At 60.2% G+C, this 14505-nt stretch carries 11 protein-coding genes; 6 read left to right on the top strand and 5 right to left on the bottom strand.

The genetic code is table 11. The features are described 5' to 3' along the window. Positions 1–47: 47 nt before the first annotated feature. Complete coding sequence (locus DVJ77_RS04290) at positions 48–425, bottom strand: hypothetical protein (RefSeq protein WP_114844259.1); 378 nt, start codon at positions 423–425, stop codon at positions 48–50. A gap of 98 nt (positions 426–523) precedes the next feature. On the opposite strand from DVJ77_RS04290, the gene DVJ77_RS04285 reads away from it, so the two are divergent. After that, the gene (locus DVJ77_RS04285; RefSeq protein ID WP_114844258.1) at positions 524–1552 is read left to right on the top strand and encodes a TraB/GumN family protein; all 1029 of its coding nucleotides are present in this window, start codon (positions 524–526) and stop codon (positions 1550–1552) included. A 106-nt stretch (positions 1553–1658) separates the two neighbouring features. Here DVJ77_RS04285 and DVJ77_RS04280 read toward each other — a convergent pair whose 3' ends face one another. The 4 genes from DVJ77_RS04280 to DVJ77_RS04265 form a co-directional block, all read right to left on the bottom strand. Then, positions 1659–3284, bottom strand: coding sequence for an autotransporter domain-containing protein (locus DVJ77_RS04280; RefSeq protein WP_162791361.1), 1626 nt, complete (start codon positions 3282–3284; stop codon positions 1659–1661). A gap of 727 nt (positions 3285–4011) precedes the next feature. Further along, positions 4012–4773, bottom strand: coding sequence for a TSCPD domain-containing protein (locus DVJ77_RS04275; RefSeq protein ID WP_114844256.1), 762 nt, complete (start codon positions 4771–4773; stop codon positions 4012–4014). Positions 4774–4862: 89 nt separating this feature from the next. Further along, on the bottom strand, positions 4863–5561 hold the full coding sequence (locus DVJ77_RS21685) for a hypothetical protein (RefSeq protein ID WP_114844255.1): 699 nt from the start codon (positions 5559–5561) through the stop codon (positions 4863–4865). Between the two features lie 118 nt (positions 5562–5679). Continuing rightward, positions 5680–7818: an adenosylcobalamin-dependent ribonucleoside-diphosphate reductase gene (locus DVJ77_RS04265; RefSeq protein WP_225427863.1), complete on the bottom strand. Its 2139-nt coding sequence runs from the start codon at positions 7816–7818 to the stop codon at positions 5680–5682. 396 nt (positions 7819–8214) lie between these two features. Between DVJ77_RS04265 and DVJ77_RS04260 the strand changes: the two genes are divergently transcribed. The 5 genes from DVJ77_RS04260 to DVJ77_RS04240 all read left to right on the top strand — a co-directional run bounded on the left by DVJ77_RS04260 (position 8215) and on the right by DVJ77_RS04240 (position 14423). Beyond that, positions 8215–9600, top strand: a complete 1386-nt coding sequence (locus DVJ77_RS04260) for a Do family serine endopeptidase (protein WP_114844253.1) — start codon at positions 8215–8217, stop codon at positions 9598–9600. A 199-nt stretch (positions 9601–9799) separates the two neighbouring features. Next, positions 9800–11221 carry a LysM peptidoglycan-binding domain-containing protein gene (locus tag DVJ77_RS04255; protein WP_114844252.1) on the top strand — a complete coding sequence of 474 codons (1422 nt, stop codon included), beginning with the start codon at positions 9800–9802 and terminating at the stop codon, positions 11219–11221. A 27-nt stretch (positions 11222–11248) separates the two neighbouring features. Next, positions 11249–11947, top strand: a complete 699-nt coding sequence (locus DVJ77_RS04250; protein WP_114844251.1) for an HAD family hydrolase — start codon at positions 11249–11251, stop codon at positions 11945–11947. Positions 11948–12249: 302 nt separating this feature from the next. After that, positions 12250–13629: a leucyl aminopeptidase family protein gene (locus tag DVJ77_RS04245; RefSeq protein ID WP_114844250.1), complete on the top strand. Its 1380-nt coding sequence runs from the start codon at positions 12250–12252 to the stop codon at positions 13627–13629. A gap of 77 nt (positions 13630–13706) precedes the next feature. Next, positions 13707–14423, top strand: coding sequence for a hypothetical protein (locus tag DVJ77_RS04240; protein ID WP_114844249.1), 717 nt, complete (start codon positions 13707–13709; stop codon positions 14421–14423). Positions 14424–14505: the final 82 nt, after the last annotated feature.

Genomic DNA, 14505 nt, shown 5'->3' with positions numbered 1-14505 from the left:
TTCAACAGGCGCTTAGATAGATGGCTCGAACCCGACCATAAGCCGGCTCAGCGAGACGCCCCCAACAAGCCCACCCGATAGCCAGCCGCGCGAAGCTTGTTTGTCCCCTTGGCATTCAAAACCAGTAAAACGATCAAGCTCACCAGCGGGACGAACATCAAGACGGTAAGAATGACCTTGGTTGCCATGGAATAACCCATGCCTGCGCTAAGACGAAATACCCCAACCAAACCCATGGCAAGCGCACACAGGGCAATTAACCAGCCGATCGCTCCCAGGTTTGCTTTTATGGCCGCGGCGGCGAAGTAGGTAAGAATGGCGTAGATAACCAGCTTCTGACCGCTGGCGGTCTGCTCAACACTGACGTCGTTTAGCACGGGCGCCAATACATCTGCCCTCGGCGCGTCATACGGGTTGTAACTCATAGCATCCCCCTGCCTGGTTTGAGATTACCGATCGAACACCACGCGACAAGCACGTGAATCATGCAATATTGCATCATCACGCACGGGGGAGCACACGGATGCACGGGAAGATTGCAACCTGCCTATGCGCCATGGCTTTGGCCATGCCGGTAAGGGCACAGTCCGCCACCAGCCCAACCAGGCCGCTAGCCCCTGCGGACGCTATCAAACTGCAGACAGTCACGGTTACCGGCCCGCAACCCGGTCCGGGCTTATGGAAAGTGAGCAAGGGCGATCATGTGCTGTGGGTACTCGGCACGCTGACCCCCCTGCCCAGACATATCCAATGGCAATCGGCACAGGTTGAGCAGGTCATCTCGCAATCGCAGGAGTTGCTCGAACCGCCCACCGCCGAATTGAAAATGGATGAACGCCTTTTCAATCAGCTAGCCCTGCAACCCTCCGTGTACAGCGCGCGCAAAAACCCGGATGGCGCCAACCTGCAGCAAGTGCTCCCGCAGGAAATGTTTGCGCGCTGGCAGGCACTCAAACAGCAGTACATCGGCAACGACCGCGGCATAGAGTATTGGCGGCCGATGCTCGTCGCGATAAAGCTATACGACAAGGCGCTTGATTCAGCCGGCCTGACCCCTACCAGCGAGGTGAGCCAGACCGTGTTGAAACTGGCCAGGAAACACCACGTCAAGCGAACGCCGGTCATATACCAGATGGTGGTCGAGCGTTCTCACAGCACGGCGGATGCCCTCAAGCAAACCAACCTGGACGACATTAGCTGCTTCAACCAGACCATGGATACCATCGAGCACGACCTGGGCGCGTTCACAACACGCGCCGACGCATGGGCCAAGGGCGATATGGCGACATTGCGCAGCCTGTCGCTGGGCAGCCGGTACAAGTCCTGCATCGTCGCCGTGGTCAACGCCGACTTCTCACAACAACTGGGCCTGCACGATCTGCCCGAACGCATCGACGCTGCCTGGCTGTCCGCCGCCCAGTACGCACTTATGCGCAACGCGCAGACCTTCGCCTTGCTGCCGGTGGAGCAGGCACTCGCGCCCGATGGTCTATTGGCCAAGCTCAAGGCCGACGGCTATATCGTGCAGTCGCCGGATGAGCAGGGGCAATAGTGCAAAGCGGCCGCGCCATTCAAAAAGACTCAGAAGAGATCAGAGCCATATTCATTTGGCTCTGACTCTTATTTGCTTTGTCGATTGAAACCAACGCTTCGCTTGGTTAGAACGACATGCGGTACTGCGCGGACACCCCCCAGCTTGCGTCGCCACCGGACGACGCGCCGTTGGCGCCGAGCGTAATGACCGAGGCGTAAGTCACGCGATAGTCAATATCTACCAGCGCACGCGCCCAGTTACGCTTGAGCTTCTGGCCTGGCACACTGAAGCCGAACAGATCTATCACCTGCCCTTTGATCTCGTTCGTTTCACCCTTGAAACGATGCACTGCTTCGAGCGCCACCCGCAAGCCAGTGGAAGAGGACAACGCCAGCTTGCCCGCAGCGCCAACCCTCGCCTCGCTGGTGATCCAACTGGAGCCGTTAAACAGTGCCGGAAAACCACCGCCGGTTTCGGTGTAGGCATCGAGCTTAGTCTTGGTCCAGTTATAGACGGCATAGGGCGAAAAACTCACTTGACCCCATTGCGCAGCGTTGTTCCAGTCCAACCGTGCGCGCACGGCGGTGGCTGTAGCATCGGTATGGGCGCGCGATGAATCTACATTGGCTCCGTTCATGTAGTTGCGGCGCGTGTCGACATTAAAGTCACCGCGATAACCCAGCAGACTGCCTTCGATCGCCCCGCTGAGCTGACTTGCCACCTCCGCCACCAAGTAATGGCCGTCGTACTGGCCTTTACCACCCAGACTCCAATCTTGGCGGGCCTGAGCCTTGCCGAAGCCCAAGCCGATGCGGGTCGAACCGAAATCCTTGCACGCGCCGACCTCAGCCAATTCGGCGCGAGTATTCGATTCGTCGTAATGTGCCGCGTCCACAGCAGCCCAGGCGCAAGCGCCATTTTGCGCACGGACCTGTCCGCTATCCAGCAGCGAGCGATGATGCACACCGAATACGGCGAGGTTGGACAGATCCGTTACGCCGCGGATCGCCTGACTATTGGCTTCGACCAAACCAGCATTGAACGCCCCAATGTCAGTCAGCAGACCACTGCCCACAGGGCCTACGCGTGCCAGCCAGCCCTCGCCGTTGCTATTGACCACGGCGCTGTCCCCGACCAGTACAGTACCGTCCCGATTGGCGGCATTTGCAGAGGTCAAGGTCACGTTGCTAGGCACTGATACACTCGCGTTGGCAAGCCATGCTGCTACGGACTGCATCCCCGTCACAGCCGACCAGCGAAAAGCTTGTTCCGCGCTCAGCGATACACTTTGACCGACCACCACGGTTCCATCGGCCGAAATGCCCACAGGCCTGCTACTAAGAAAGCCTGCAGGGACGCCCAATGCGACTACGCCACCGGACTGCGTCCAACGAAAGGCTTGGCTGTTGGCACCGTTGGCAGGCATTGTTCCAACGATCACTGAACCGTCGGCAGATGCGGCCGCAACGTTGGTAATCGAACTCCCCAGGCTAACCATGCCGGTGGCTTGGGTCCATCGATATACATAGGATTTATCGAGCGAATTACTATACCTTCCGATCACTACCGAGCCATCAGACGACACCCATTGTGCATCGCTATAGTCATAGCCGCTCAGGAACCCCAAACCCACCATGCCAGTAGCCTGTGTCCAGCGGAAAGCCTGAGGGCCGCTTGATCCGACCACTACTGAGCCGTCGCCAGAGACGGCGATGGGAATAGTGGTCAACGTATTAGACAGATGCCCCAAGTCCATCATTCCGGTCGCAGCGGTCCAGCGCCAGGCTGAAAAGTTAAAATACTTAAACGCCACATGGGGTGCGGCGCCTATGACGGTTGAGCCGTCTGCTGAAACACCCGTTGCATAGGTGGATTGACTATCTGTGCTTAGGGTTTGCATGCCACTGGTGGCGGTCCAACGATAAGCTTTACGGCCCCACTGGCTTGTGCTTGCTCCTACAACTACCAAACCGTTCGCCGAAATGCCCACCGCTGTACTCATAGCGTTGCTCCCTTGTGATCCAGGGTCGCCGCCGGGTAGATAACCCAGTCCGATGAATGCACCACCGGTATTCGCAGTGTCGCTGGCCAGAGCCGGCCAACTTAGCGCAACCAGCAAAGCTGTTACCAATGGCTTGTGGATTTGTTTCATAGAGATCCCCTCCTTGGTTGTAGTGATAAGTAAGATGAAAGCGTCATATCATCGACGCGGCAAGCTTGTTATATCTATCGCACAGATGACAGGGTGCTGGAGTCATATCTGACTGACTCTGTTCCCAATTTTCTGGTCGGCAGCAAGATATGGGCCTGGCGTTGCATCCGATGAGATTCAGCTGCATGAGATGCGAAAAAATTTGAATTAGCTTCAACGACTATTTCCGCAAAGCCATTTATCCAGATGGTCCCTTTCAAGCCCTAAACGATGAAGGGCGACATCTCTGCCACCCTTCGGACCAGCTATCGCGGTACGGACCCGCTCAACCGCACTTGCTATACCCGCAGTTCAGACACGTCTGACACCCATCCATCAGCACCAGCGCCTTGGTGTTGCACTTATGGCAGAGGGTGGCGCCGGGTGGGAAGCCGTTGGACTCTGAGGTATCGGCCGCGGCCACCACGGCCGTGACCACTGCGACAGGTGCGCTTACTTCAGTGTTTTTTTTTGCTACTGCGCCAGCCTCGTAGGCGGCGCGCTTTTCGGCGATAAGGGCACGGGTGGAGTCGCTCATCTCCGGGTCGTGGATAAGGCCGATCATCTTCATGTGCTGCTCGATCACCCCGCCGATCTCGGCCACGATGCTGGGCATGTAGACGCCGCCGGCCTTGAAGTAGCCGCCGCGCGGGTCGAAGACGGCCTTGAGCTCTTCGACGATGAAGGTGACGTCGCCGCCCTTGCGAAATACCGCGGAGAGAATGCGGGTGAGCGCCACGATCCACTGGAAGTGGTCCATGTTTTTCGAGTTGATGAAGATCTCGAAGGGGCGGCGCTGTTCGTACTGGGTGCCGGCGTTGAGCACGATGTCGTTGACGGTGACGTACAACGCGTGTTCGAACAACGGCGACTTGATCTTGTAGGTGGAGCCGACCAGGGTCTCAGGGCGCTCCAGGCTTTCGTGCATCTGGATGACTTCCGCCTTGGGCGCCTCTTTGGGCTGGGCGGGAGCGGCGGCCGGCGCGGCCTTGTCTTCGGGCTTGACTACTTGGTAGCCCTTGATCTTGGTTTCGATCTTGATCGCCATGATGTTTGCTTCTTCTTGTGTGCTTTGGCGGCGCGCGGCGCGGACGAAAAATCCGGCCCGGCACGTGGCCGGGCCGGATCAGTAACGACTTACTTTCTACGGGCGGCCTTCTTGGCAACCGGCTTACGGGTTGCCTTGACGCTCACCTTCTTGCTGGCAGTGGACCTCTTAACCGCCTTGGCGGCGATTTTCTTGCTGGCGGACTTTTTGACTGCCGCCTTTTTTGGTGCGGCCTTGTGGGCCGTCTTTTTGCTGCTGACCTTCTTTGCGCCGACCTTCTTGGTCACCTTGGCCGCGGCTTTCTTTACCGCTTTCTTAGCAACCTTTACCTTGCCGGCTACTTTCTTGACGGCCTTTTTCACCACTTTCTTGGCGACGGCCTTCTTTACGCTGACCTTCTTGGCGACCTTCTTAGCCACCTTCTTGACGGCCTTCTTGGTTGCCACTTTCTTGGCTGCAACCTTCTTGACCGCCTTCTTCACGGCTTTCTTGGCAGCCTTTTTCACGGCGGCTTTCTTGACGGTTTTCTTGGCAGCGGCGGCTTTCTTGGCCGGAGCGGCTTTCTTGGCAGCGGCTTTCTTAGGGGCAGCTTTCTTGGCTGCAACCTTCGCGGGAGCTTCGACCTTGGGGGCCTCGGCCTTTTTCGCTACCGGCTTTTTACGGGCAGCGGCTTTTTTCTTGGGTGCGGCAACCGGTGCGGGCTCGCTTACAACCTGGACAACTGGCGGCGCTTCCGCCGGGGCCGGCGTCATTTCGTTTTCAACAACAAAGTCGAGATCAATGGACATACTGTGTTCCCCTCCGACATGGATTTGGTATTTGCCGTGAACCTTCTACGCAAGGCTTACGTGCTTACTGCTAGCTCTTTAATGTTAGCCACGCGCATTCTACGCATGCACCGGTCATTTAGAACTTGCCGTAATAGCCTTCCTTCAAAGCATCGAACAAATTAGCGGCGGTGTGCGTTTCGCCATCGTATTCCACTTCTTCGTTGCCTTTCAGTTCGATAACGCTACCGTCTTCGAGCTCGAACCGGTAGAGGGTGCTTTCAAGGTCGGAATCTTTTACCAGCACGCCCTGGAACGCGGCGGGGTTGAAGCGGAAGGTAGTGCAGCCTTTCAGACCCTGTTTATAGGCGTAAAAGTAGATGTCTTTGAAATCTTCGTAGGGGTAGTCGGTGGGTACGTTCGCCGTCTTGGAGATGGACGAATCGACCCACAACTGCGCCGCGGCCTGGATGTCGACATGCTCTTTCGGGCTGATGTCGTCGGCGGCAACAAAGTAATCCGGCAGTTTGGTCAGCGTATCGGTACTGAACGGCAAGGCGTCTGCATTGATAAGCGCACGGTAGGCCAGCAGCTCGTAGCTGAACACTTCGACCTTTTCTTTGGTCTTGCGGCCTTCGCGAATCACGTTGCGTGAGTAGTGATGGGCAAAGCTCGGCTCGATACCGTTGCTGGCGTTGTTAGCCAGCGACAGCGAGATGGTGCCGGTGGGCGCGATCGAGCTGTGATGGGTAAAGCGCGCGCCGGTTTCGGCCAGTTGGGCCACCAGGTTGGGCGCAATGCTGGCGATGCGCTGCATATAGCGGCTGTACTTGGCGTGCAGCACGCGGCCGGGAATGGTATCGCCGATGCTGTAGCCGTCGCTGACCATTTCGGGGCGCTTGCGCAGCATCTCGCCGGTGACGGTGAAGTCGCGACTGAGGATGGGCGCCGGGCCTTTTTCCTTGGCCAGGTCGAGGGCGACCTCCCAACCGGCAACGGCCATTTCACGCGATACGTCTTCGGTGAAAGCGACCGACTCGGCGGTGCCGTAGCGGTGCTTGAGCATGGTCAGGGTGGTGCCCAGGCCGAGAAAACCCATGCCGTGACGGCGCTTGGAGAGAATTTCGTCGCGCTGCTGCGGCAGCGGCAGGCCGTTGATCTCGACCACGTTGTCGAGCATGCGGGTGAAAATTTTCACCACGTCGCGGTACTCGTCCCAATCGAAACGCGCCTTGGGGCCGAACGGGTCGCGCACGAAGGTGGTGAGGTTGATCGAACCCAGCAGACAGGAGCCATACGGCGGCAGCGGCTGCTCGCCGCAGGGGTTGGTTGCGCGGATGTGTTCGCACCACCAGTTGTTGTTCATCTCGTTGACCTTGTCGATCAGGATGAACCCCGGCTCGGCATAGTCATACGTGGAGACCATAATCATGTCCCACAGATGCCTCGCGCGGATGTGGCCGTAGATCTTGCAGGCGACCAGGCCGTCGTCGCGGCCGACGTAGTTTTCGTGCGTGGGCCATTCGCGCCACACCACTTTGCTGGCGTCGGTAAGGTCGATCTCGTCCTCTTCTTTGACATGGACGGGAAACACCAGCGGCCAATCAAGATCGTGCTCCACCGCCTGCATGAAGCCGTCGGTGATAAGCAGGGACAGGTTGAATTGGCGCAGGCGGCCGTCTTCGCGCTTGGCGCGAATGAATTCCTTCACGTCGGGATGGCTGACGTCGAACGTACCCATCTGCGCGCCGCGGCGACCGCCGGCAGACGACACGGTGAAGCACATCTTGTCGTAGATATCCATGAACGACAGCGGCCCGCTGGTGTAGGCGCCGGCGCCGGACACGTAGGCGCCGCGCGGACGCAGCGTGCTGAACTCGTAGCCGATGCCGCAACCCGCTTTGAGCGTGAGGCCGGCCTCGTGCACCTTCTCCAGAATGTCGTCCATCGAATCGCGGATGGTGCCGGACACGGTGCAATTGATGGTGGAGGTGGCGGGCTTGTGCGCCAAGGCGCCAGCGTTGGAGGTGATGCGGCCGGCCGGAATCGCGCCACGGCGCAAGGCCCACAGAAAACGCTCGAACCAGTGCTCGCGCAACTCGGGTGTGGCTTCTACCTCGGACAGCGCGCGTGCGACGCGCTGATAGGTCTCGTCGATGCTGCCATCGACGGGCTCGCCCGACTTGGCTTTCAGGCGGTATTTTTTGTCCCAGATGTCGTACGACGCCGGCTGCAACGGAATCGCTGCGGCGGCCTCTCTACTGACGTCTGATCCCATCTGGTTTGATCCCACGGCTTGTGCTCGCACGATACTCATCGGCTTCCTGACCTCTCGGTATGACCTTTACGGTCCCGTTGTTTTTTTATTCTGATCGGCTTAGCCATTCGCTACGGGGCCCCCTGTACAGCCAGAGCTATCGAGGCCATCCGCCAAAAGGCGTCGTGCCTGGACTCCTTGCCTGGACTGCAACAATGCTCCCTGAAACCGTGGCGCCAACAACAACACTTGGGGTTTAACCCTGGCGCCAACACACAAGATATTGTGGTTGCGAACGGTATTGAAAGTTACCCTCGTGCCCGCTCGATGTAAAGTCTTTTGTCTACGGAACCGTCACGTATGTTGTGAGTCGAAGCTGCGTCTTGATACCACTGCCATCGAAGATAAGGAGCCCTCATGCACGCCCGTCCCGTCCGTCGGCTTGTAACGTGGTTTGCAGCCGCGCTACTGAGCTTGCTCGGCACAGCTTTGCCGATCACGGCGCAGGCCGCGCTGCCACCCGCGCTGGATGGTCAGCCGCTGCCATCGCTGGCGCCGATGCTGGAAAAAGTCACGCCGGCGGTGGTGAATATTTCCACCAAAACGCGGGTAAAGGTACGCGACCCGTTTTTCGACGACGCGATGATGCGCCAATTTTTTGGTCTGCGCGGCGAGCCGCGCGAGCGCATCGCGCAGAGCCTGGGCTCAGGGGTGATCGTAGATGCGGCCAAGGGTTATGTGTTGACCAATAACCATGTCGTGGGAGGCGCCGACGACATCACGGTGACCTTGCAAGACGGTCGCGATTTCAAGGGCAAGTTGATCGGCACCGACCCCGATACCGATGTTGCCGTGGTGCAGATTCAAGCCAGCCATTTAGAGGCGCTGCCGCTGGCCGACTCGGCCAAGTTGCGCGTGGGTGATTTTGTCGTGGCGGTGGGCGACCCCTTCGGCCTGGGGCAAACAGTGACCTCGGGCATTGTCTCGGCGTTGAGCCGCTCGGGCCTGGGCGGCTCGGGCTATCAAAACTTTATTCAAACCGACGCCTCGATCAATCCAGGCAACTCCGGCGGCGCGCTAGTGAATTTGCGTGGCGAGTTGGTGGGCATCAATACGATGATTTTTTCGCCCTCAGGCGGCAACGTCGGCATCGGCTTTGCGATTCCCAGCAACCTCAGCAGCGAGGTGATGCAGCAGCTTGTGGCGCACGGCAAAGTCAGTCGCGGCAGCCTGGGGCTGGAAACGCAGGACATTACGCCGCGTATCGCGCAGATGCTCGGCCTGAAAAACAGCAATGGCGTGGTGGTGACGCGGGTGCAAAACGGCTCGGTGGCCGATAGCGCGGCGGTACAGGTAGGTGACGTACTCACGGCCGTCGACGGCAAGCCGCTGCGTAGCCCGCAGGATTTGCGCAACGCCGAAGGGTTGCTGCCGATCGGCAGCACAGTAAAACTGAACGTGCTTCGCGGCGGTAACAGCCGTGAAGTGCGCGCCACATTGACGCCTGAAAAACTGGCCACGCTCGACGGCGGCAAGCTGGATCAGCGGCTGGCCGGGGTCACCTTTAGCGAATTGCCGCAAAACCAGCGCGGCCAGGGCATCACCGGTGTAGCGGTAAGCGACGTGCGCGCCGGTAGCCGCGCCGCACTGGCGGGCCTGCAGACCAACGATGTAGTGGTCGCCGTGGGCAATTTGCGCATCGCCAGCCTGCGTGTGCTACAACGCCTCGCGGGGGTCAATCCGCGGCAACTGGTGCTGATTGTGGCCGGCGACGATGGGGTGCGTTATGTGGATCTGCAGTGAACGAGATCCATGCGGACATGCCGACGCCAGAGTGCCTGCCTGTTCACACTCAATCGCTACTTAAACGTAAATATGCAGCCGTGCTTGATGTTTTGCCTCTAGGCGGCTGAAATACCGAATCTTCGTTACCTGCTTGCACGCTTTGGATGGCGGCACGCGACGCGATCGCCATCACTATCGTCCAGGATTTCCCATCATCATGTCCTTCCGCCTTGCCCGCTTACTTTCCGTTGCCCTGATCGGCACCTGCGTCACGACGGTCGCTATCGCCGCCGGACCCACCCTGGTGTGGCGTGGCGATGTCACCACCGCTCGCGGTGTGGTCACCGACGTGGCCAAGGCCTGGGAGAAGTCCGGCAAGGGCAAAATCGAGTTGCAGTCGTTCAACACCGCCTCTGGCCTGGAAGCGGTAGCCAGCGGCACTGCCGACCTCGCCGGCAGCGCACGCGGCAGTGCCGGCGGCGCGGAGAGCAACCTGGAGTTCACACCGGTGGCGTGGGATGCGCTGGTAGTGATTACCTACCCGTCCAACCCGGTCAACAGCCTGACCCTGAGCCAACTGCACGACATTTATTACGGCAAGATCACCAACTGGAAAGACGTCGGCGGCAAGGACGAGCTGATTAACGTATACGCCGTGGCCAGCCCTGGCGACGGTGTGGAGCACAGCCTGCGCCGCTTGCTGTTCGGTCGTGGCAATCAGCCGGTGGCCGCACCGCGTTTGTATGTGAATACAGCCAAGCTGGAAGAGGCCGTAACGCTCGATCCGAAGTCACTCGGCGCCACCACCCTGGCCGGCGTGCATAACAATCGCAAGGTGAAGATCCTCAAGATCGACGACGTGGCACCGAGCAGCGGCACCATCGCCAGCGGCGCTTACTCGCTGTTCACCCCGCTGTATCTGATTACCAACGCCAACAGCCCGAAGGCAGCCGAGATCAAAGCCTTCGTCGATTTCGTCAGCAGCGATGCGGCGAAGTCCGTATTGCGCTCGCACCAGCTCATTCCGTATGCCGACGGTGCGTCGCTGGTGGCGATGGATAGCTCGCGTCGCGCCAAGATTCTTGCCGAAGTGGGCGCACGCCCCAGCGCCGGCAACGAGACCCCGCTGTCTGCCCCAGGCGCCACGCTGGCGGCTCGCGCAGCGGTTGCACCGACCTCCGCGCTGACCCAACAGGCCAAGCAGGCGGTTGAAGCACGCAATGCAAAGAAGGAAGAACCCCAGCTCGCCGGCGTTACCGGCAGCGTGGAAGCCAACACGCCACCCAGCCTCAAGGGCGTGCATGGCGAAGCGATGACGGTAAGCAATGCATCCGCACACGGCGTCGATTTCGCCAAGGTCACCAGCGATGTCTTCGTCAGCTACGACAAACCGCTCAAGAACAAGCCAAGCCACTCGCCCAAAGAAAGCACCAGCAAGCCGGCCAAGGACAGCGGCAAGGTAACAGCCACCACCAGCAAGCCCAGCGCAGCCAGCAAGACTTATACGGTCGGCAGCGGCGAAACCTTGTATTCGATCGCCAAGAAGCATTCGGTAGACGTGGCCCAATTGCGCAACTGGAACCATATCAAGGACAACACGGTGCATCAGGGCCAGGTGCTACGCGTCAGCTCGCGCTAACGCGACGCTAAGTGCGCATTGACGCTTATGCGCATCCTCGCCCTGACGCTCGATCTCGACGACACGTTGTGGCCGGTTATGCCGGCCCTGGAACGCGCGGATCGCGAACTCGACGCCTACCTGCGCGAGCACTACCCCAGCGTCGCCCATGCATGGCCGATCCCGGCCATGCGCGAGCTGCGGGCCAAGGTCGCGCTTGAACGGCCTGACCTGGCGCACGACTTCACCGCCCAGCGTCACATCACCTTGCAACAGGCCTTCGCTGCCTGTGGTATCGACGATGCGCCGCTGGATACGCTGTGGGGTATTTATTTCACCGCACGCAACAGCGTGGAGCTTTATCCCGACAGCCTGCCCGCGCTGGAACGCATTACCACGCACTGGCCAGTGGCGAGCCTGACCAATGGCAATGCCGATCTTGAACAGATCGGTATCCGCGTGCATTTCGCTCATCACATCTGCGCCCGCGACACCGGCTCACTCAAACCCGATCGTCGAATCTTCCACCTCGCAGCGGAGCAGCTTGGCATCGCGCCGGGCAACATCCTGCATGTCGGCGACGATCCCGAACTGGACGTGGTCGGCGCACGCAACGCGGGCCTGCGCACCGCCTGGATCAACCGCACCGGCCGGCACTGGCCCAAGGCGCTCGGTGCCGCACCCGATCTCGATCTGCGCGACATGACCGCACTAGCCGACTGGCTCGACGCGCATCCCCCCGCCTAAAAGCTCATGCGAAGTAGGTTGGGCTGAGCATAGCGATGCCCAACGTTGCGTCATGTTGAGGTTCACCGCGATACCCAACATCGCATGCTTTTGGAATGCGCCGCGATGCCTAACATCACATGCTTTTGGGATGCGCCGTGATGCCTAGCGTTGCGCAACGTTGGGCATCGCTTTGCTCAGCCCAACCTACGCATCCCGCAACCAACGCCCCGAACCATTGCGCAGCAAAGATCCAATCCAGCATCCTGCGCTCATTATCGCTACGCTCCCTATCAACTTACGCTCCTCCGTTTGGACCTTGTATGCCTTCCCTGATCGAACGCAAATCCGGCGAACGCCAAAGCATCGCCATCGAAACCACCGACGCGGCGCATTACACCGCCAGCCGTCGTCGCCTTACCGCTGTACAACGCCGCTGGCTGGCCGAGAGCGGCTTTGAGGCGGCACCCGGCAGCTTTGCCCTGCTCGCCGACGCCAGCGGCAAGCTGGTGCGCGTGCTGGTGGGTGTGGAGGCGGGCGATTCGCTCGGCGCGCTGGCCGGATTACCGCGACAGCTTCCGGATGCGCTTTATCACCTCGCTGACGAAAGCGTACTCGGCGATGCGCAACAGGCCGCGCTCGGCTGGGCGCTCGGTGCCTATGAATTTACCCGCTACCGCAAAGCCAAGCGCGCACCGGCCAAACTGGCGATTCCGGCCGCTGATCTCAAAGCGCTTGAACCCTTGGTCGCAGCCACCGCGCAAGTGCGCGACCTGGTCAACACACCGACCGAGGACATGGGTCCCAAGCAACTGGCCGAAGCGGTCAAGCAGCTCGGCAAGACTCATAAAGCGAAAGTGCGCGAGTGGGTCGGCGACGAGTTGCTCAAGGCGAACTTCCCCACCATTCACGCGGTGGGCCGCGCCAGTCACCGCGCGCCGCGCCTGGTCGAACTCAACTGGGGTAAATCCGGCGATCCGAAACTGGTGGTGATCGGCAAGGGCGTGTGTTTCGACACCGGTGGCCTGGACCTGAAACCAGCCGATGGCATGCGCTGGATGAAGAAAGACATGGGCGGCGCGGCCCATGCCATCGCACTGGCCGGCCTCATCATGCAAGCCAAGCTGCCGGTGCGGTTGAGCTTGCTGATTCCGGCGGTGGAGAATGCGGTATCCGGCAATGCGATGCGTCCGGGCGAGGTCATCACCACCCGCGCAGGATTCACCGTGGAGATCGACAACACCGATGCAGAAGGCCGCCTGGTCTTGTGCGACGCGCTCGCCTACGGTGCCGAACAGCAGCCCGACCTGATGTTGGATTTCGCCACCCTCACCGGCGCCGCGCGCGTGGCGCTTGGCCCGGACTTGCCTGCGCTGTTTGCGAATCACGATGATCTGGCCGACGCCGCGCTCGCAGCAGGCCGCGCTGTGAACGACCCGCTATGGCGGCTGCCGTTGTGGCGGCCGTATCGCAAGATGCTCGAATCGTATCTGGCCGATTTCGCCAACGGCGGCCCCTCGCGCCATGCCGGTGCGATCACCGCGGCGCTGTATATGGAGCGCTTCGTACCCGACACCACGGCGTGGCTGCACCTGGATACCTATGCCTGGAACGATGCCGACCGCCCCGGCCGGCCGCGTGGCGGCGAGGCGATGGGCGTGCGTGCGTTCTTCGCCTTTTTGCAGAAACGCTATACACGCTGAGTGAGTTGCGCCAAGGCCGCCGCTGCCCCTTATCAGGAGGGCAGCGGTGGTCAGACCCAGGCTTAAGGAGTGTCGTCATGATGACCATACCCAAGTCCTTGAAGCATCTGCAGCACATCGCTCGCGCGGTCGGAACCACGGCAGCACTGGAAGCAACGGCGGTGTTCTTCGGCTACAGTCTGCTGCTTAGTTTGCTCACCTCCTGGTACGGCGTCGATTTCTGCAGCAAGCTGCCGAATGATCTTTACGGGCTAATTAACGCCCCGCTCTCGCTAAGCCTGTTTGGCTTACTTACCCTGGTCGGCTTACTTAACCTGGCCCTCTTCACCGGCCTGGGCACACGCGATCTACTGGGCTCGGCGACACCCGTCAGCAAGTTCGCCAGATACCTGTCGCTGCCCATTTGCCGCGCCGCTTTTTCCGTCGGCATGACCGTGGTGGGCGCCCTTGCCGGCATCGGCATCGGGCTTCATCTGGTCGGCGACAGCTACTGCCACCTCAACGACATCGGAAGGCGCTTTACCTTGCTAGCCTTTGTCACCTTCAGCATGGTCATACCGGCCTGGCTGCTTGCCCTGCTTCTGCTCGATGTGGCTAACCGCGCGCATTACTGGCTGGGCCTGCTGGTCATTTTGTACCTGATTAGCTTGATCGCTTTCGTTGCCAACACCGGCATCGACCATGCGGAGGCGGCGCAGCGTGGCTACGAAGCCGTCGGCTACCTGTTAGGTGCCGCCGGCTGCGCCGCCTTCATCATTGTCCGCAGAATCTCGGCGCTATCGACCTCTGACTGAGAGCCTGCCGAAGATCTCCGGGACCCGGACCAGCGCCAGGCCAGCAGGGCTGAAGCATGACTTTCGGCGATACCACTGCCGG

It is taken from the genome of Dyella tabacisoli (assembly GCF_003350925.1).
Taxonomy (GTDB): Bacteria; Pseudomonadota; Gammaproteobacteria; order Xanthomonadales; family Rhodanobacteraceae; genus Dyella_C; species Dyella_C tabacisoli.
The sequence above is the reverse complement of the archived record's forward strand: the minus strand, read 5'-3'. Positions and strand labels throughout refer to the sequence as shown.